The organism is Calothrix sp. FACHB-168 (assembly GCF_963889195.1).
GTDB lineage: Bacteria > Cyanobacteriota > Cyanobacteriia > Cyanobacteriales > Nostocaceae > Aulosira > Aulosira anomala_A.
Genome location: NZ_CAWPNJ010000011.1, coordinates 31,756 through 51,977, shown reverse-complemented (window position 1 = coordinate 51,977; position 20,222 = coordinate 31,756). Strand labels below are relative to the sequence as shown.

Annotated in this window: 8 protein-coding genes and 1 pseudogene; 3 read left to right on the top strand and 6 right to left on the bottom strand. The window is 41.7% G+C overall.

From position 1 onward, the window contains the following. Positions 1 to 37: 37 nt before the first annotated feature. Together AACW45_RS04940 and AACW45_RS04935 are read left to right on the top strand one after the other, a co-directional pair. Positions 38 to 1,594: a PfaD family polyunsaturated fatty acid/polyketide biosynthesis protein gene (locus AACW45_RS04940; protein WP_190631670.1), complete on the top strand. Its 1,557-nt coding sequence runs from the start codon at positions 38 to 40 to the stop codon at positions 1,592 to 1,594. 38 nt (positions 1,595 to 1,632) lie between these two features. Further along, positions 1,633 to 2,802 carry an MFS transporter gene (locus AACW45_RS04935; RefSeq protein ID WP_190631667.1) on the top strand — a complete coding sequence of 390 codons (1,170 nt, stop codon included), beginning with the start codon at positions 1,633 to 1,635 and terminating at the stop codon, positions 2,800 to 2,802. Positions 2,803 to 3,805: 1,003 nt separating this feature from the next. Here AACW45_RS04935 and AACW45_RS04930 read toward each other — a convergent pair. The 5 genes from AACW45_RS04930 to AACW45_RS04910 form a co-directional block, all read right to left on the bottom strand. Further along, on the bottom strand, positions 3,806 to 6,745 hold the full coding sequence (locus AACW45_RS04930; protein WP_190631665.1) for a non-ribosomal peptide synthetase: 2,940 nt from the start codon (positions 6,743 to 6,745) through the stop codon (positions 3,806 to 3,808). A 123-nt stretch (positions 6,746 to 6,868) separates the two neighbouring features. Next, positions 6,869 to 11,872 (bottom strand): type I polyketide synthase, encoded by a 5,004-nt coding sequence (locus AACW45_RS04925; RefSeq protein ID WP_190631663.1) that lies wholly within the window; start codon positions 11,870 to 11,872, stop codon positions 6,869 to 6,871. Between the two features lie 14 nt (positions 11,873 to 11,886). After that, positions 11,887 to 16,599 (bottom strand): type I polyketide synthase, encoded by a 4,713-nt coding sequence (locus AACW45_RS04920; RefSeq protein ID WP_190631660.1) that lies wholly within the window; start codon positions 16,597 to 16,599, stop codon positions 11,887 to 11,889. 131 nt (positions 16,600 to 16,730) lie between these two features. Then, positions 16,731 to 18,533: an NAD(P)/FAD-dependent oxidoreductase gene (locus tag AACW45_RS04915; RefSeq protein ID WP_190631658.1), complete on the bottom strand. Its 1,803-nt coding sequence runs from the start codon at positions 18,531 to 18,533 to the stop codon at positions 16,731 to 16,733. Positions 18,534 to 18,586: 53 nt separating this feature from the next. After that, positions 18,587 to 18,844: an acyl carrier protein gene (locus tag AACW45_RS04910; protein WP_190631656.1), complete on the bottom strand. Its 258-nt coding sequence runs from the start codon at positions 18,842 to 18,844 to the stop codon at positions 18,587 to 18,589. Between the two features lie 135 nt (positions 18,845 to 18,979). Between AACW45_RS04910 and AACW45_RS04905 the strand changes: the two are divergent. Next, a pseudogene (locus AACW45_RS04905) lies at positions 18,980 to 19,169 on the top strand (IS630 family transposase); the annotation flags it as partial. Between the two features lie 109 nt (positions 19,170 to 19,278). Here AACW45_RS04905 and AACW45_RS04900 read toward each other — a convergent pair. Further along, the gene (locus AACW45_RS04900) at positions 19,279 to 20,106 is read right to left on the bottom strand and encodes an AraC family transcriptional regulator (protein WP_190631654.1); all 828 of its coding nucleotides are present in this window, start codon (positions 20,104 to 20,106) and stop codon (positions 19,279 to 19,281) included. Positions 20,107 to 20,222 lie beyond the last annotated feature (116 nt).

Below are 20,222 nucleotides of genomic sequence, written 5' to 3'. Positions count from 1 at the left end.
GCTTACTTATTCAATCATTACTTGAGGTTGCAAAAAAATGCTCACTAAAGTTAAATCAGATTCTATTGCTTTCGATTATGAAGGCATTCAAAAAAAATTATTGAATTTACATCAACCTTGTTATGTATTCCTGAAAAATAATCAAATAGGAGTATCTCATCAACCTCTTGAAGGTGTACCAGCGCAAATGATGGTGAATGCTCTCTTACCGCAACAATTAGGCGATCGCAATTTTCGTGACTTCCATGGTGTAAACTATGCCTATGCTGCTGGGGCGATGGCGGGGGGTATTGCCTCGGAAACCCTAGTCATTGCCTTGGGAAAAGCCGGATTTTTAGCCAGTTTTGGTTCAGCCGGATTAGTACCGCAACGGGTAGAACAAGCGATTTTGCAAATTCAACAAGCCCTACCCACAGGCCCCTATGCCTTCAATTTGATTCACAGCCCCTCAGAAGAAGCCCTAGAACAAGGGGCGGTTGAACTTTACCTCAAACATGGGGTGAAAACGGTAGAAGCTTCCGCCTACATGGATTTAACCCCTCATATTGTCCGCTATCGTGCAGCAGGGCTACACCTAAATTCTCAAGGGGAAATCCAAACCCACAATCAAGTCATTGCCAAAATTTCCCGCCCGGAAGTAGCTCAAAAATTTTTGCAACCAGCGCCGATAAAATTCCTCAAATCCCTAGTAGAACAGGGACATATTACTCCGTTACAAGCGGCTTTAGCCGAAAAAGTTCCCTTGGCAGATGATATTACCGTGGAAGCTGACTCAGGGGGTCACACTGATAATCGTTCCTTGGTATGTCTGCTACCCAGCATTATCAGCTTACGGGATGATATGCAACAGCAATACCATTATGACCATCCTGTGAGAGTAGGGGCGGCTGGGGGAATTGGCACACCCGAAGCTGCTTTAGCTGCCTTGATGATGGGGGCTAGTTACATTGTCACAGGCTCCATCAACCATAGTTGCATAGAAGCAGGAACCTCTCAGCATACGAAACAATTATTAGCCCAAGCGGGCATGGCTGACATGGTAATGGCACCCTGCGCTGATATGTTTGAAATGGGGGTTAAGGTACAACTACTTAAACGGGGTAGTTTGTTTCCCATGCGGGCACAAAAATTGTACGACCTTTATAAAACTTATGAAGGAATTGCAGAGATTCCCCCAGAAATCCGTCAAACTTTAGAAACGCAAATTTTCCGGAAAAATTTAGATACAGTTTGGGATGAAACCGTTGCTTATTTTTCCCAACGAGATCCAGAACAAATTAAACGAGCTAATAACAACCCTAAACGCAAAATGGCTCTGATTTTTCGCTGGTATTTAGGGTTATCTTCTCGTTGGTCAACTAGTGGAGATGAGCAACGAAAAATGGATTATCAAATCTGGTGTGGCCCTGCCATGGGTTCCTTTAATGAATGGGTAAGAGGTTCTTATCTAGAACTTCCTGAAAATCGCACAGTTGTTGATGTCGCCACACATATCATGGGAGGCGCTGCCTATTTATATCGGTTACAAAATTTGAAATTACAAGGTCTGATTCTGCCATCTCAATATTGTTATTACCGCCCAGAAAATATTTAAACCTTTGCTCAATCATATACCGCTACTAAGAATGGATTATGACTACTAAAACAGCCGATTCTGCTTTTGCTATTGGATTGCCAGCCCTTTATATTACGGAATTTTTATCAGGAATTTCTTTAGGGTTATTTAATCCATTTATTTCTACCCTAATGAAACAAAATAACATTAATGATATTGTCATTGGTGCTAACTCTACCCTTTACTTTTTTATCATTGCTATTGGCTCCCCCTTAGTCGCCAAAATTCTCCGGAGAATAGGGTTGCGTAAAACCATGATGTTAGGGTTTTTGATTATGGGAATAATTGCACCTGTATTTCCCTTGACAAATAACTTATTTGCTTGGTTTGTGATACGTGCAGTCATGGGTTTAGCTTGTTGCTTATATCTGATTTCTGGACAAACTGCCGTCAACTATTTCTGTAATGATAAAAATCGTGGCATTGTTAATGGATTACATGCTTTAGCCTTTAGCTTAGGATTTGGCATCGGGCCAGTCATGGGAGCAGCTTTTTACAATGCTTCTCCGCAAACGACATTTCTCTTAGGTAGTGGCTTAATTTTGAGTGGCATTATTGTTGTATATTGGGGCTTACCAGAAAAAAAAATTAAGTTTCAAACCCCGCGTTTTCAGATTATTAAAAAGCTCAAGCTTCCCTTACAAGGTTCCTTCGCTTATGGGTTTAGTGTCGCCACATTAGTATCTCTTTATCCTCTCTATTTGCTAGAACAAAATTATGGCATTGAAAGGATTGGTCATATTTTTGGTTTGTTTATTTTAGGGGGGTTAGTATCAACGGTTCCGGTAACTCATTTAGCCGATCGCATGGGTTCAATCAAAGTATTAACTGGTAGTGTTATTGTAGTGATTATCTCAGTAATTGCTCTATCTTTTGTAGATAATCCTAATATCACTCCCTTCTTAGCTTTTGTGTCTGGTGTAGGCATGAGTCCCGTTTTCCCCCTATCCTTGGCTTTAATTGGGTCTCGATTAGCAGTTGATGAATTATCCTCTGGCAGTGCTGTATTTACCTCGATTTATAGTGCGGGATGTACGGCTGGCCCGATTTTATCGGCGATAGTCATGACATTGATCGGAACACGATATATTTTTACGCTAATGCTGGTAATTTTCGCTTTATTTTTCCTGAGTTTAAGCAAACATAATAAACTCCGTGCTGAATATGGCTATTCTTCTCCAAGATGATTTTGAGGGAGCATCCCAATTTTGACGCAATACCCTAGAAGGGTATTGCTATACCAACAAAGCCTGCCTTGGCAGGCTTCGTATTTCTAGCCCCACCCTTATAGGGTGAGGGCGTTTTTGCACATTTGGGATGCTCCCGATTTTGATGCTCTAGCTGGCTTATCCCTGGGAGATTTATAACAAGGATAAAAGCCGCCATTATTTTTATCTTGAAATTACAGATTTAATTGAACTTCCAACTTTCTAGATACACCGCATTTACTCTAGTAAACGCGGTTTGTTCTTTTCTGGTATTAGTTAAAGGAACTCCAAAAATAACAGGACTTACGCGCATTGTCACATATCTCTCCCAATACTGCTCGGTTAAGCTCAAAAACCTTAACCCGCGTAGGTTGGGGAGCCACTGCGTTGTCCGGGTTTCCCGGCTTGTAGCAAGTGGCGTTTGAGGAACGTAGACGCGGAGCGGCTTCCCGCAGGGTAACCCAACATTTGGGTAGCTCTGTTGGGTTTCGCAGAGCCTCAACCCAACCTACAATTTTCCTTAACCGAGCAGTATTGATATCTCTCCTTAAGGCTGTCAATAGTCTATAGTCCAAAAAAGCCTACTTTTTCACCATTGACCATTGGGGACTTACAAAAAATAAATTACCCATATTCCGTAGTGCGAGCATCTTGCTCGCTAATGTTAAAAAGCGAGCAAGATGCTCGCACTACAAATTTATTGGGTATTTAAAAAATTGGATGTCCCTTGGCATATAAATTGTTGCAAAGCGTGGGAAAACCCCACCCCAACAAAGCGACGCTTTGTTTCCCCTCCCCGTAAACGGGGAGGGGAATAAGGGGTGGGGTTCAGTGAATATGGCAGTCATAACTAATTACCCGAACATGATATAATTTATTTTTTGTAAGTCCCTTTTATCCTTTAAATGCGGAATTCCCCACCCGTCTTTATACGAGTGGGGAGGATGATGCAATGAGTGCCTTAGTCCTGATCTAAAGTTGCCTATTTTGGCATTAATCCTATCTGCGGAATAGAGACAGGATTCAAGAGATCTTCAAGAAGTAGTAAATATTGTTTTCCTAGGGATTGAATTGTTGTAGACAGATGAAAATTCCGAGAATATTCAATTGTGATCTCTAAACGACCATCAACTACCAAAAAGAAAAATTCAATGAGTGTGGTGCGTTTTTGATCGGGGGGTGACAAACGACAGTCACGGGCACCATACACAAATTCAAAGAGGTTAGATGGAGCAACAGAACGATTACCTAAATAATTAGCCCGGATTGGGGTTAAATTACAGTCAGGGTAGAGGTATTCAGGTAAGCGATCGCCAATCCAATCATAGGTTATACCATTCATCGGTACACTTTGAAAGCGATCGCTAATCTCTTGAATGATTTCTGGCCAAATAGCAGATGAGTCTAAAGTCATACCCACAGGGAAATTCACTGCGTAATTCCCCATACTTTCCATAAAAGTACTTCCTTGTCCTAAATCCCTACCATGGCTCCGATGACTAATTACCACCCCTGGACGATGACTCCAATTAGCCATTAAACGATATAAAGGCGCGAGTAGAATCGGGTAAACATTAGCACCATAATAAGATTTTCCTTTGGTCAATAAAAGTTCTGTCTGTTGTTGACTTAGACTAAAACATTCATTCTCAGTCGAGACTTCTATATTGGCTCCTTTGACATGATCAACGGGAACCTCAAATCGGCTTGTAGCATCAGGAAATTGCGATTGCCAATATTCAAGATGACCATCAAAGGTTCCTTTCTTCTCCTCATTCACTAATATTTGCATGAAATCTTCATAGGATTCCGCTTGAGGCTGAGGAAATGTGGGAGAAACGCCTAATAAAAGTTGATGATAAGCACTCCAAAGTTCTTTAAATAAAATCGTCGCGCTTAACATATCAGCAATCATATGGTGAGCAATCATCGTAATATCGTAACAAGCAGGACTCACCTTGACGATGATTGTCGCCGTTATCGGCCAACGGTCAATCTGAATTTGTTTGGCTGTGGCTTCCATTTGTTGCTCAATTTTCCGATTCCGTTCTTCTTGGCTTAACTGGCTACCATCCCAATATTCAGCGACAATAGATTGGGGTTGATTGAGAATATGTTGTTGCCATTGTCCTTGATTTTGAACAAAAACCGTCCGAAAAGCGGGATGACGATGAACAAGGAGATTAAGCGCTTGATTGAAGATATCTAAATTGAGTGATTGATGATAGAGAAAACGGGTATAACCCAACCACTGATAAGGAGGCTCAAAATATTTGACTAACCAACGTTGTGCTGGCCCTAGAGGTAATAGAGGTAGCTGGGAAGCAGAGGAATCAGAGGTTAATTGAGCCACTAATGCATTGCGATCTAATTTCCCATTATGATTTTTGGGTAAACTATCCAACCATAGAAACCGTTGGGGAATCATGTAATGGGGAAGTTTCTCTTCTAGATATTCCTTGATGAAACGATTTTTGATTTTATTTCCAGATATGCAAGCAACTAATCGCTTTTGTCCTTCCCCATAATCAATCGCAATAGCTGCGGCTTCCCGGACATTGGGATGAGTGGTTAATACACTTTCAATTTCTCCCAATTCGATGCGGAAACCACGAATTTTAACTTGATGATCTATTCGTCCATGATACTCAATGGTTCCGTCTGGTAGTTCTTTGACCAAATCTCCTGTGCGATAGATATATTCGCCAGGAATTTCACTAAAGGGGTTAGGACAAAAAGCTTTAGCAGTTTTTTGGGGATCTTTGAGGTAGCCTAATGCTAACTGGACTCCACCAAGCCAGAGTTCTCCCATGTCTCCTGGTTTGACAGGCTGCATCCCTTCGTCAAGAACTTTGAGATAAACATTATCAATAGCTTTACCGATGGGAATTTGAGTAGTTAGTCGTTCATCAGGGCGTTCATTAATTAAGTGACAAGTAACGTCAATGGAAGCTTCTGTAGGGCCATAAAGATTGGCTAGTCCGGTTTTCAGTCCATGGCGATCAATCCACCTTTGGATAAAGGACATGGGTAGCGCTTCCCCACTAAAAATTAACCAACGTAATTGGGGAAAAGTCCAAGATTCATTTTCTAAAGCACTAATAAACTCCCCAAACAGGGAAGGAACAAAGTGCATGACATTAATTTGAGTTTGTTGAATCCATTGTGCGAATTCCCAAGGATTGAGAACTACTTCCCGTTGCACAGGACAAATAGTCGCCCCTGTCATCAATGTCCAGAAAATTTCCCACACTGAGATATCAAAGCAAAAAGAGGTTCTTTGGGCGACGCGATCGCCTGGTTGTAATGAAAAAGTATTCTGCATCCATGTCAGGCGATTCATGTAACCTCGATGATTCAGCATCACCCCTTTGGGACGACCAGTTGAACCAGAGGTGTAGAGAATCACCATTAAATCATCAGGACTGTTACAAAGTTCTACAGCATCATCACTAAAACTTTGCCAGGTTTCAGAGGTGATTTGGGTTAAGGATTTAATTTCCCCTAACGGTTCGCCCTCATCTAAAAACATCACAGTTTGTAAAGGTAACGGTTCCTGAACACAAGCCACTACTTGTTGACTAACTTGATGTTCTGTGAGTAATGTCTCGATGGTTGCGTGTTCGAGGATATAACGCAGTCTGTCTGTGGGATAAGCCGGATCGAGGGGGATATAACTACCGCCAGCTTTAAGAATGCCCAAAATGCCAATAATCATTCTAGCTCCCCGTTCGGTCATAATCCCGACTCTGGTATTGGGACTGACTCCTTGGGTGCGTAAATAAGCAGCTACTTGATTTGAGAGACGATCTAACTGTTGATAAGTGAGGGGATTAGCTCGATCAAAAACTGCGATCGCATCGGGGGTTAATTGCGCTTGCTGAATAATTTGATAATAGGGAATTTCTGGAGTAAAATTCATATTTTAAAGATATCCTTTTGATAGAAAACAACTAGATTGAAGAAGGCAGTGTTTCGACTTCGCTCAACAACCGGGTAGGAGGCAGAAGGAAGAAATAGAATTTTGCCCTCTGCTTTCTGGTTCCTAAACACCGATGGCTAGGGGTTCAGCACTCAACACAATCACCATCTCCTCTAAGGTGCGACAATTAAGCAGCGCTTGACGGTAATTTTTGCCATAAACTCCTTCTAAGCGCGTCACCAAACGAATTCGCTCTAAAGAATCGAGTCCTAAATCCGCTTCTAAATCATCACTCATTTCTGATTCTGCAATTGCCCAATGGCAGATTTCAGAAGTAATTTGGCGTAAACTTGCGGAAATTTGGGGATTTATCACCGGAGTTGTGGTTGGTGCTAAAATAACCGCCATTTCCTCTAAGCTGCGGCAATTCAGCAGGGCTTGACGATAATTTTTACCATACAATCCTTCTAAGCGCGTCACTAAACGAATCCGCTCTAAGGAATCGAGTCCTAAATCTGCTTCTAAATCATCACTCATTTCTGATTCTGCAATTGCCCAATGGCAGATTTCGGAAGTAATTTGTCGTAAGTTCGCCCCAATATCTTGATTGATTGCAATGGGCGATGCCAACGTAGAAGCAACTTGTTCTTCAGTTGGCAAAGTAGCTAATTCTTCAATTTGTTCTAGATAGGATGACATCAAACTTTCAATTACAGACGCATCAAAAGTGTTGCCATCGTAGCTAGCAAACAAGTGAAGCCGACGATCAAAAATTTCTTGCAAAATATCAATCGTTCCCGAAGCATTCATCCCACCTGCTTGATACTCAGTCACAGATAAAGACCCATACTGAGGATGAATGTGGGTTTGACCTGTATAAGGAAGATACAAATTAGATTTTAAAGCGCCTTGGATTAAAGCAAGGCTGTGCGCTGGAATCCGTCCATTTTCCAACACAAAACTATCCCGAAAAATTCTTCCCATTTGCCGAGTTTGCGCCCGGTCTAAACCACTACCAATGTGTTGTTGCACCGTTTGCTGAATTGCGTCCAGAAATGACTGCCAATCTTGTTGTGGTTGGGGTGGGGCAAAACTTAGGGCTAAATTTTGCGCAAAACTACTAATCACTCCTGATACATCTACTACCGGATATACCCGTCCACTGGTAGGAATTTGAATACCTATTTTCTCTGAGGTAGTATCCAATTTTGCGATGGTTTTAATAAACGCTCCTAAAAGGAGAGTATTCATCGGCACTCGCCATTCACGGGTTTTTTCGATTAGCTGGGAAGTAGTTTCCGCAGACAGGATATATTTTTGATTGTCAAATTTGGGAGTTTGCTGGCGAGTTTGCCTCTGTTGGGGATTCCACAGGTAAGCAGTGTGACGTTGAACGTTATTATATTCTGCTAAAGCGCGATCTTCGTCAACATCTTGCCAAACATTCATTGCTTTAACCTGCGCTTGATATTCAGCGACGGATAACGCCGGGGGAAGATTCGGGGTATCTTGATCAATACGAGCGCGATAGATTTCTAGAAATTCGCGAATAATCACATGATTACTCAAACCATCAGCAATCAGATGTTCATTCCCCAAGAACAGTTGATAAATTGAATCAGATAGCTGTAATACCGAAAACCCATGTAATGGCCATTGAGTTAATAACCAGTGATAATTTAACCAATAGTGTACTTCTTGGGCGATCGCTTGTTGTTGTTCCTCAGCAGTCAGATGTCTGATATCCTTGAGGGGAATAGCCGGAGGGATGGGATTTTTCAACACTTGCAATTGATAGTCCGCAAAGCTAGTTGCGCCTTGGGGAATGTGAAAACGCGCCCTTAACATGGGATGTCTGTCTATCAATTCTTGCCAACTTTGTTGAGCAATCTCTAGATTAAAGTCTCCTTGAATTTGTACCTTGGTAAATAAACTATTGGAATTGAGACTCCAGTAACTTACTAATAAAGGCAATTGGCTATGGAGAATTTCTACAACGTCACTTGCTTGATCGATTTCAGGATTATCAACAGCTACCACATTAACTGCTGTTGTTTCTTGTAAATCAACAGTTTGCCATGGTTCCAGAACCTTTAACAGTTCCCTTAGATTTGATATTTGCATTAAATCCCGCAGAGAAAAGACCTGATTGAAGCTTTCTCGTTGTGCTTGGGGAATGAATTTGATAATCCCATTCATGAATTGGGTCATCATAATCGAGTCTAAGCCTAAACCCCCTTCTAAGGTGGCATCAAGGCTGAGTTGTTGACGATCAATGCCAGTAATATTAGCGACTAAGGAAAGAATTTGGCTTTCTAATGTTTCCGTTGCTGCAACAATTGTTGGTGTTTCTGGGGAAATAGCAGCAACAGGTACAACTTCTGGTTGAATCGTTTCTGCTTCGGCTAACCAATACCGTTGTCTTTGGAAAGGATAAGTAGGTACAATCAAACGACGACGGACATAATCTTGCTCAAACCCAGACCAGTCAATTCCTACCCCATGAACTGCTAAGGTAGCGACACTTTGCAATAAAGATTGCCAATTGTCTTGTTCTCGATGTAGAGATGGTAGCCAGAGGATTTCCGGATTGGCTAGAGTTTGTTTTCCGAGTCTGGTTAAAACAGGGTGGGGGCCAATTTCAATCAACAGATCGTAACCTTGTTTGGCTAATGTTGCGATCGCGGGTGCAAACTGCACACAATCACGTATTTGCTGACACCAGTATTCTCCATCAATGGCTTGGGTAATCTCTTCTGCGGTGACGCTAGAAATCCAATCAATGCGAGGAGCTTGGTAATTAATCTTGGCTGCTACTTGTTTAAATTCCCCTAACATGGGTTCCATCATCGGGGAATGGAAGGCATGGGATACTTGCAGTGGACGCACATCAATTCCCTGAGCGCAAAGATCGGCTTGTACCAGAGCTATTGCTGCTTTATCTCCCGAAATTACCACATTTTCTGGGCTATTAATGGTAGCAATAGTAACTTTGTCAGCGTCAGGTGCGATCGCTCTAGCCACGGTTTCCACAGAGGCAAACACAGCCGCCATAGTCCCTGTTTGGGGTAAAGCTTGCATCAGTTGTCCCCGTTGGGCAATTAATTCTATACCTTCTGAAAGACTATATACTCCAGCGATACAAGCCGCTACATATTCGCCGACACTATGACCGAGGACTCCCTGAGGTTCAATGCCCCAAGACTGCCATAATTTACACAAAGCATACTCAATCGCAAATAAGGCGGTTTGAGTATAAGCAGTTTGGTTTAATACGGAGTTGGCTGTTGGGGTTTGGGGGTATAAAACAGTTAATAAGGATTCTTTTAAGTAAGGTTGCAATAAGCGATCGCATTCTTCTAAAGCTTGGCGAAATGTAGGTTGGGTTTCATAAAGTTGTCGCCCCATACCCACATATTGAGATCCTTGTCCGGTAAATAAAAAGGCAATTTTGGGTTGTCTGCCCTTTTCTACTTCTTGACTGAAGACATTCAAGGATGGTTGTTTGTGATTAAAAGCTGCTAAATTTTGTCTTGCTTGGGTGGTTGATTGGGCGATAATCGCCAAGCGATGATTAAAGCTTCCCCGTCCCGTGTTGGCACTAAATGCCAGATCGGCAAAATTAATCTCTGGATTGTTGCCTAAAAGATTTTCCCAATCAGCAGCTAATGTGTGTAAAGCGGCTTCACTTTTTGCCGATAACATTAAGACATGCAGAGGACGATCGACTTCATTCGGCGTAACCGTTAACTGGGGTGGTTCTTCAATAATGATATGAGCATTAGTTCCACTTAACCCAAATGAACTAATACCCGCCATTCTCGGTTGTGCTGTAGGTTGCCAAGGGATAACGCTGGTGGGAATCTTTAAAGACTTGGCCCAAGCAGCTAGATCGGGGTTGAGTTCTTGAAAATGAAGGTGGGGGGGAATTTCTTGATGTTGCAAGGATAAAATTACCTTGAGCAAACTTGCCATCCCAGCAGCAATTTCTAAGTGACCAATATTGGTTTTGACTGAACCCAGAATCAAGGGGTGATTTGAGGAACGTTCTTTACCAAAAACACTATCAATAGCCCGGACTTCAATCGGATCACCCAAAGCAGTGCCGGTTCCATGGGCTTCAAGATAGCTAATTTGTTCTGGTGTTACTTTTGCATTGGCTAAGGCTTGACGAATAACTGCTTGTTGTGCATTGCCATTGGGAACTGTTAGCCCACTACTAGCACCATCTTGATTGACCGCCGAGCCACGAATAACAGCTAAAATATTATCGCCGTCAGCGATCGCACTACTGAGACGTTTAAGAACCACCATCCCACAACCTTCTCCCCGGACATAGCCATTGGCATCTCGATCAAAGGTTTTACAACGACCATCAGGGGAAAGGGCGCGGGTTTTAGATAGGTAGAGGCTGACTTCAGGGGAAAGCATTAAACTCACGCCCCCGGCTAAAGCCAAATTACACTCACCATGACGTAGACTTTGACAAGCCAAATGAATGGTGACTAAAGAGGTAGAACAAGCGGTATCAATGGCTAAACTTGGCCCTTGCAGTCCCAAGATATAGGATAAACGTCCCGCCGCAAAACAAAAAGCATTGCCAGATCCCGTATATGCATCAATGGGAATCTGATGTTTAATTTGTCGTTTGGCATAGTCATCTATACCAATACCAACAAACACCCCTGTTTGAGTTCCTGTAAGCTTTTGTGGGGCAATTCCCGCATTTTCTAAAGCTTCCCAACTTACTTCTAACAATAGCCGTTGTTGGGGGTCAAGGGCGATCGCTTCTCTGGGGGTAATGCCAAAAAACTGCGGATCAAACCGATCGACATTGTCAATAAAGCCCCCATAACGGGCATACATTTTATTGGGGACATCAGGATCTTCATCGTAATAGCCATCAACATCCCATCGTTGGGGTGGTACAGTGGTAATACCATCTTGTCCCTGACGTAATAATTCCCAGAATTTTTCTGGGTTGTTTGCCCCCCCAGGAAAACGGCAACCCATACCGACAATGGCAATCGGTTCGTTTTTTGTTCGCTCTAAAGTTTCAATTTTAGTACGGGCTTCTTTGAGAGCAATAATAGCTTTTTGTAAAGGCGTTAACTCTTCAGCTGGCATATAAAACTTCTCCTTTAAGACAGCAATGCTTGTAGTTCCGCAAGTTCTTGTTCCATGAGGGCTTCTGTTTCGGCTGCCGATAATCCCTCTAGCTGTGCGATCGTATTTTCTACAACTACACTGGCTTTTGTTTCCATTACGGGGGAATCACTAGTATCAAGTTTCCCAGCAAACACTTCCTGGATTAAATAAGTGACCACATCACCAATGGTGGGACATTCAAATAGCAAGGTTGAGGGGAGAGAGACAGCGAGTAAGGCTTCGAGACGACGCTTTAATTCCACAGACATGAGAGAGTCCATTCCCATATCAAAAAAGCCACGTTCAATCTCCGGTAAATAAGGGCCGTTGTGACCTAATACTTGGGCAACTTCTTGTTGTAGTTGGGTGGTGAGTAAAGCTTGTCGGCGATGAACGGGGGCTGCTGCTAATTTTTGGCGGAAATTCTCCTCATTGCTGGCATTTTGAGGTTCTTGGGTCAATAATGCTGCTAAAAAAGCTACTCTTCCTTTAGCAGCAGCAATCTTCCCAAAAGCAGACCAATCAATCGCTGCTACCATTGTTTGCTGAGATGCACTCGTCAGTAAACCGCCGAGAACTTGCAGCGCAGCTGTTGGTTCTAAGGGTTCAATACCCATTCGTTTTAAGCCCACCTCATAACCTTGGGTAGCCATACCCGCCTCTGCCCAAGGCCCCCAATTAATGCTTAAACCTGGTAATCCTAAGGTTTGGCGGTGGTAAACTAGTCCATCTAAGAAAGAGTTAGCACCAGCATAATGAACTTGACCCCGTGAACCGAGTAATGCAGACATGGAAGAAAAACAAACAAAGAAGTCTAAGGATAAGTCTTGAGTTAGTTGGTGGAGATTCCATGTACCCGTAACTTTAGGCTGGAACACGGTTGCAAAGGTTTCCAGATCCATTTGTGAAATCAAACAATCATTTAATACCCCGGCTGCGTGAATAATACCCCGCAACTGAGGAGAATTTAGCTTGATTTGCTCAAAAACTTGGCTCATTTGCTGATAATCACTGACATCAGCCGCTAAAACTTTTACAGTTGCTCCTTGGGCTTCTAAGGCGCGGATTTTTTGTTGTTTCTCCTCAGACTGATTTAACATTCCTTGACGACTGGTTAAAATTAAATGACGCGCTCCTTGTTGCACTAACCATTCTGCTAGAGTCAGTCCTAAAGCCCCTAAACCACCGGTAATGAGATAACTGCCATCACCGATTAAGGGTTTAGCTGTGGGTAGTGGGGTGGAAATGGGCATCAAGCGGGCAATATAGCGGTTACCATCCCGAAATGCCACTCGGTCTTCTCCAGTCTTCGCAGTTATTTCGGCAATCATGCTAACTGGTGAAAAATCCTGCTTTGCGAAATCAATTAATCCTCCCCAAAGATGCGGATATTCTAGGGCTATTACCTGACCCATGCCCCATAAAGGAGTTTGGGCAACATTAATCTGATCGAGATTGGGAGTTACAGGTTGAGCTTGTTGTGTGCCAATCCACAGTTGAGGCGCAACGTTATTATTAATTTTAGCTAATGCTTGTACTAAATACAGCAAACTACTATAGGATTGAGTTTGAGAATTTTTTATATCTATGGCACTATCTAACCCCCACAGATAAACCACTTTTGTTACGGGTTGAGAAATATCCTCTAATAATTGTTGAAAATCAGCAGCCTGGTGAGAATTAATTTGATAATGACCTGATGGTAATTTTTGGTAAATTTCACCCGATGAGACTAAAATGCAAGGGTCATTGACTACATCGGCTAATTCCTTTCCTCTGCCTTGATTGTCACTAAAAATTAACCAACGTTCAGCCTGAGAAGTTTTGGTTTCGGCGGTTAAAGGACTGAGTTGCCATTCAACTTGATAACGCGCATTACTTAAATCTTGAGTAATTTTCGCCGCAGATTTCCCTGCAACTAATAATTGGAGTAATTGGGGAATAAATTGTTTAGCTTCTGGGGATAACTGGTGATGGTTGCTTAATTCTTGGCTGAGTTGTTCTATCTTTCCGGCGACTAACAAATTCAGTAAAGAAGCAGCAGGTTGTGCTTCTGAAAACTGGGGTTGAGATTCGCTGACCCAATAAGACTCCCGTTGCCAAGGATAAAGGGGTAAATCTACGATTTGACAGCCATGAGGATACAAAGCCTGCCAATTTACTGAGTGGCCAAGGGTATAAAGAGTACCCAGAGATTTCAAAAGGGTTGCTCGTTCTCCATAACCCCGTTTTAAAGATGGTAATACCACCCCATCAACTTGCTGCTGTTTGCAACAGGCATTGATATATCCTGATAATACGGGATGTGGGCTGATTTCCACGAATTGGGTATAACCCGATGCAATTAAAGCTGCCAAAGCTGGTGCAAAGCGAACTGTTTGGCGGAGGTTCTGACCCCAATAATCGGCATCTAATGCCTGAGGTGCTTGTTTATCCCCGGTAACTGTGGAGAAAATTGCTAGGGTTCCGGCTTGAGGCTGGAGGTGTGATAATTCCTTAACTAAAGCCTCAGCAAAGGGAGCCATTTGTTGGCTATGAAAGGCATAATTAACGGGTAATTCCTTATAAAAAATATCGGGGTGTTGCTGTTGCAATTGGGCGGTAAATGCTGCCAATGCCTTAGACTCTCCAGAAATTACCGTTGCGCTGGGACTATTAATAGCGGCGATTTCCAGTTTACCAACCCAAGGAGCTAATAAAGGTTCCACTTCAGTAGCTGGTAATTCCACCGCCAGCATTTTTCCATTACCAGTGGCTTGCTGCATTAACCGTCCCCGATGACAAATTAAATGCACAGCATCTTCTAAACTCAAAACTCCCGCAAAATGAGCAGCCGCAACTTCTCCTAAACTATGCCCCACCACTGCTTTGGGTTCAATTCCCCAAGAACGCCACAGATGGGCTAATCCTACTTGCAATGCAAACAAGGCAGGTTGGGCAATTTCGGTTTCTTGGAAGCGAGACTGAGACTCAGGAACGGTCAACTCTGTTAATAATGACCATTGAGCATACTTTTGAATTAAAGTATCACATTCTTCAATTACTGCCCGAAAAACAGGTTCTTGCGCTAATAATTCTCGTCCCATAGCCCACCACTGCGGCCCTTGTCCAGAAAACACAAAGGCAACTTTTGGCTTGCGTTTCGACTGTTTTGTTTGAGTGGTAATATCTGCGGTTGCTAGGGCTTGTAAACAAGATGATAAATCTTCTGGAGAATTGACAACTACAGCACTACGGTAAGGGTGATGGGTGCGTCTGACACTGGCGCTATAGCAAAGATTTTGCCCAAATTCTGGCGTTAGTTGTTGACCGTTAATTAAGTCCTGATACCCTAAAGCTAGGGTTTGCACTGCTGCGGGTGTATGGGCTGATAAAGGTAATAAATGGGGAAAATTGAAGGTTTGTTGCTGGGAAGGGTTGGGTGCTGAAATCCCTTCTAAAATGACGTGGGCATTAGTTCCCGAAAATCCGAAAGAACTAACTCCTGCTTTCGCACCATATTTACTTTGTGGCCAAGGAATGAGACTAGACTGCACCCGTAAAGGTAACTGATCAAAGGGAATGTACGGATTAGGTTGATGAAAATGAAGGCTGGGAGGAATTTGTTGATATTTGAGGGCAAGAGCCATTTTAATTAAACTAGCAATCCCCGCCGCCGCTTCTAAATGTCCAATATTACTTTTCACTGCGCCGACTAAACAAGGATGATCCGCATCTCGCCCTTCCCCTAAAACTGCTCCTAAAGCCATGGCTTCAATCGGATCGCCTAAGGGTGTTCCTGTGCCATGTAGTTCTACGTAACCGATTTCCTTGGGCTGAACTTGTGCTTGCTGCAATGCTTGACGAATCAAGGCTTCTTGGGCTGGCCCATAGGGAACAGTTAGTCCTTTACTGCGTCCATCATGGTTAATTGCACTACCCCGAATCACTGCATAGATGGGGTCACGATCTGCTAATGCTTGGGCTAGGGGTTTGAGAATAATACAGCCAGCCCCTTCGCTACGAACATAACCATTGGCACTTTCATCAAAGGTTTTACAGCGGCCATCTGGGGAAAGGGCTTTGAGTTTACTTAAAGCAATATTGCCAATGGGAGACAGAATCAAATTGACCCCAGAAGCGATCGCCATGGTAGACTCTTGATTCCAGATACTTTGGCAAGCTAAATGCACAGCCACTAGAGAGGAAGAACAAGCGGTATCAACAGCTAAACTCGGCCCGCGTAAGTTAAACAGATAGGAAAGACGACCCGCAGCAATATTAATACTGTTGCCGGTGAGATCGTAACCTTGGGGATTGTGGGCATAACCACTATGGATGCGGCTATAATCATTTGTGGAAATGCCGACAAATACGCCAGTTTTTGAGCCAGCAAGTTGTTCGCGGACAATTCCGGCATCTTCTAAAGCTTCCCAAGCCACTTCTAATAACAGCCGCTGTTGGGGGTCTATTAATAGGGCTTCTCGCGGAGAAATAGCGAAAAAATGCGGATCAAAGCGATCGACTTGGGAAAGGAAACCGCCGTAACGGGCGTTCATTTTTCCTGGAGTTTCTGGATTGCGATCGTAGAATTCATCAATATTCCAACGCTCAGGTGGAATTTCTGTAATCGCATCGACTCCGTTAGACAACAATTGCCAAAATGCTTGAGGACTATCCGCCCCAGGAAAACGGCAACCAATACCAATAATTGCAATAGGTTCCATCTCAAACAACCGTGATTTTACATAATGACTGGACTGACGTACTCAGTGATTGGTAAAGACCTTGTATTTGTTTTACTGGGTAAGTCCTAAATGATTTACGGAGAGGAATAAAATCCTCTCACATCCCTGTTTTATTTAGACATTGACAGAACTTTTTTTATGGTGTTTGCCGCGTCTTCTTCTATCCAAGAATTCAGCTTTGCTTGATAACGATAGTTAGTAAATTCTTGGCGCATTTGTTCGATTTGACTGTTATCGGGAAGTCCTTTGGTCAAATATTTATACACCAATTCTGTAATCGCTGCTTGAATTGCTCCAATAATGTGTTCAAACAAATAAAAGAGATTCTTACGGTTAATAAAAGCAGAAGGGCCAAATCCTTTCCAAAGGAATTTCGCGTACCAAATTGCTGTGTAAAAGCTGGTAGCTTTGATTCCTGCAAAGACATTGCAACGTCGCGGTTCTAATTTGGTATTTTCAATGAAATCATCAAAGTGTTTCAGGGTATGATAACCCCAGATTAATTGATCTGTCCGGTGAGCATCCATAAAACCAATATTCTTTTTCTGCTCAACTAACTGATTGAACTGTTGATACAAATGGTGCCAGTAGCCTTTGAGGTTGGCTTTGACTTTTGGTACATAACGGGAAATAAATCCAGGATCTAAATGCCATTTCCCAACATAGAGGGGAATCTGAATACCAAACCACCACATATACTCGCCATAAATACGCCAACTCATAATACTGGCATTACCTAATTGCCGATCATGATGTTCAATCAAATGATTATTGAGTCTGGTATAAGTAAGGTTAAAATCATTGTAAGCCACCCGCTTTTCTTCGGCATCAGTTTCCCCTGCTAGTTTTGCCCGCACAATCTCAGTAATACTTTCAAGGGCAAAAGTAATCATGGTTGTTCCTAAAGAATAAAAGGGATCGAAAATACAAGCTGAATCCCCAACCACATACCAGTTGTCTTTAGAAAACATGGTTTTACTAGTATGAGAAACCCTGGGAAGATAATGAAAATCTACATTTTCCCCAGAAGTCACTAACCGATAAAGAATATTATGATTCGCCTTGAGAAAAGCATAAAACTTTTCTTGGGTATTAATATGATTATCAGGAATCACACTACGATGTTGAGCAATGCCAATAGAAATTTCTTGAGAGTCTTTTTCTGTGGGTATCATCCATAACCAATGTCCATGACCAAACCAATGGTTAGTAGCATAGTAATGACTACAAGTTGCACCATAGGGATCATAACCATTATGGAAGATAGTCCGGTCTACATTTTTAACTCGTACCCAAGCCGATCCTGTATCAACTCCAAACAAATTTTCTGGACCAAAGAGAAGATTATCCGTTTTGCGTCCTATGATAAATTTCCGACCGGCTGCATCAACCACGTGCTTCGCCTTTAATTGATGATATTCTCCCCCCACCATTTTTACTTGAACGGTGTTGAGATCGTCTTCTGGGGTAATATCTATATCAATGACACGACCTTGATAAAAAATAACTCCCATCTCTTTATTCATTTTGAGCAAATCTCGTTCAAATTTTGCTCGATTCATTTGAAATGTTCCTATTGGAAACTGTCGATTTGCCCAGACATGATAATAATCATTGATAGTTTCAGTTTTATTCGGATCTTTAGCCCAGTGAAAATTAAGGGCATATTTAGGGGGATGATTTTCAATCATATATTCATATAGCCCCAATTCTTTGCACACAAATAATGCGGCAATTTCTACCATAGATTCCCCAATTTTCAGATCTTTATTAGTTCTTTCTTCAGGGCGGGGATCGATGAGAGCAATTTTAATATTGGGAACATTTAATAGTAAATGTCGGGCTTGACAAACCCCTGCAAAACCAGCCCCCATAATCACAACATCGTACTCGTGAGTACCATTAATAACCATCAGCCTAATTTCTCCTAAATCAATTGAATGAATAAGTCGAGATATATGAAAAGTTAAAGATATAATTCTCCTAACCTGTGAGCTAATGCAGTAATAGTTGGATAGTTAAAAATTAAAACAGGATTTAATTCTTTACCTAACCATTTTTCTAATCTACCTAGTAAAATTAAGGCTTTACTAGAATCAAGGTCATAATTATCAAAAGACTCATCAACATCAATATCATCTGTCTCAACATCGAGTTGTTGGGCAAACTGATCAATTAGCCAGGTTTGAATATCTTCTACAGAGTATGGTTGAATAATTTTCATGATTTTTCACCAATGTCGGTTAGAACAAGAGCTAAGAATGGATTTAATCCGGAAAAATCCTATTTGAATTAATACCTAGTTTATAGATTTAATCCTCAATAAACCATAGATTTTTTTTAGAAAAATATGGATTTTTTAATTAATTTTTTGGAATATCTTCGCTCACAACGTCATGGTGCAAAACTCTTAATCCTTTGGGATGGTGCTAGTTATCATCGCTCTCAAAAAATCAAAGATTATTTAGATTCTTTGAATACGAACTTAGAAAAAGAACAATGGTTGATAACTTGTGTGCATATTTGCCCCAAATGCACCTCAACAAAACCTGCCTTCGCAGGCTATCAAACTTTTAGCCTGCGAAGGCAGGCTTCGTATTTCTAGCCCCACCCTTATAGGGTGAGGGCGTTTTTGCACATTTGGGATGCTCCCGGCAATTAGGCTGACTGAAGTTGGTATTTTTGCCTCCAACTTCTGGGTGAAATTTTATGATACTGGCTAAAACGACGAGAAAAATAATAAGCGTCTGTGAAACCAACAGCCATAGCAATTTCTGTCACAGATTTATTGCTGTTAATTAACAATGCACGAGCTTCTAGCATTTTTCTTTCGAGAATCCAATCAATAATTGTGAGTTGGGTTCGACGCTTAACTAAATTAGTTAAATATGCTGGAGAATAACCAACAGCTTGGGCAACGTCATTAAGACTAATAGGTAGATGATAGTTTTCCTCAATAAACTCAAAAATTGGTCTAAGTTGCTGACAATTAGGATAAAATTCAGAACTTGATAAAAACTTAGCAGATGGGGGAATCGGCTGATTTTTTTGTTCTAAATATAAACCTTCTTCAGCAGAAATATCCAGTATTTTTGTTGAGAAAGTACGGGCTAAAATACACCCCAAAATTTGGCTTCCATGCTCTAAAGTTTTAATGGTAACTTCTATAGATTGATATAGTTTAGAAGAACACACCTTTTTAAAAGTTAAAGAAGTTTGTTGTTGAAGTAATTTCCAGTAGTATGACCAAGTTGAGGGTAAAAAATCTATCTCCAATTCATCGATAGTCATATTTAACAATTTTTGTCTAGGATATCCTAATAAAGAGCAAGCGGCATCATTAATATAGTGAAAACGACCTTGAGAATCTAAACAAAATATTGCTTCTTTGACTTGATTTATCAAACTCTGAATCAGCGATATTGGTTCAACTAACTTGGGCTGAGAATATGAGTTAACAGAGGGAATATTTAGGCTTGACAACATAATGTTAAGTTTTCGTAATTGATAGTTTTAACTAGATTTCAGACTTTGAATACAAGCAACTTTGTCGAAATTTTAAGGGATTACATTTGTTCCTTGTATTTACTAATTAGTAGTAT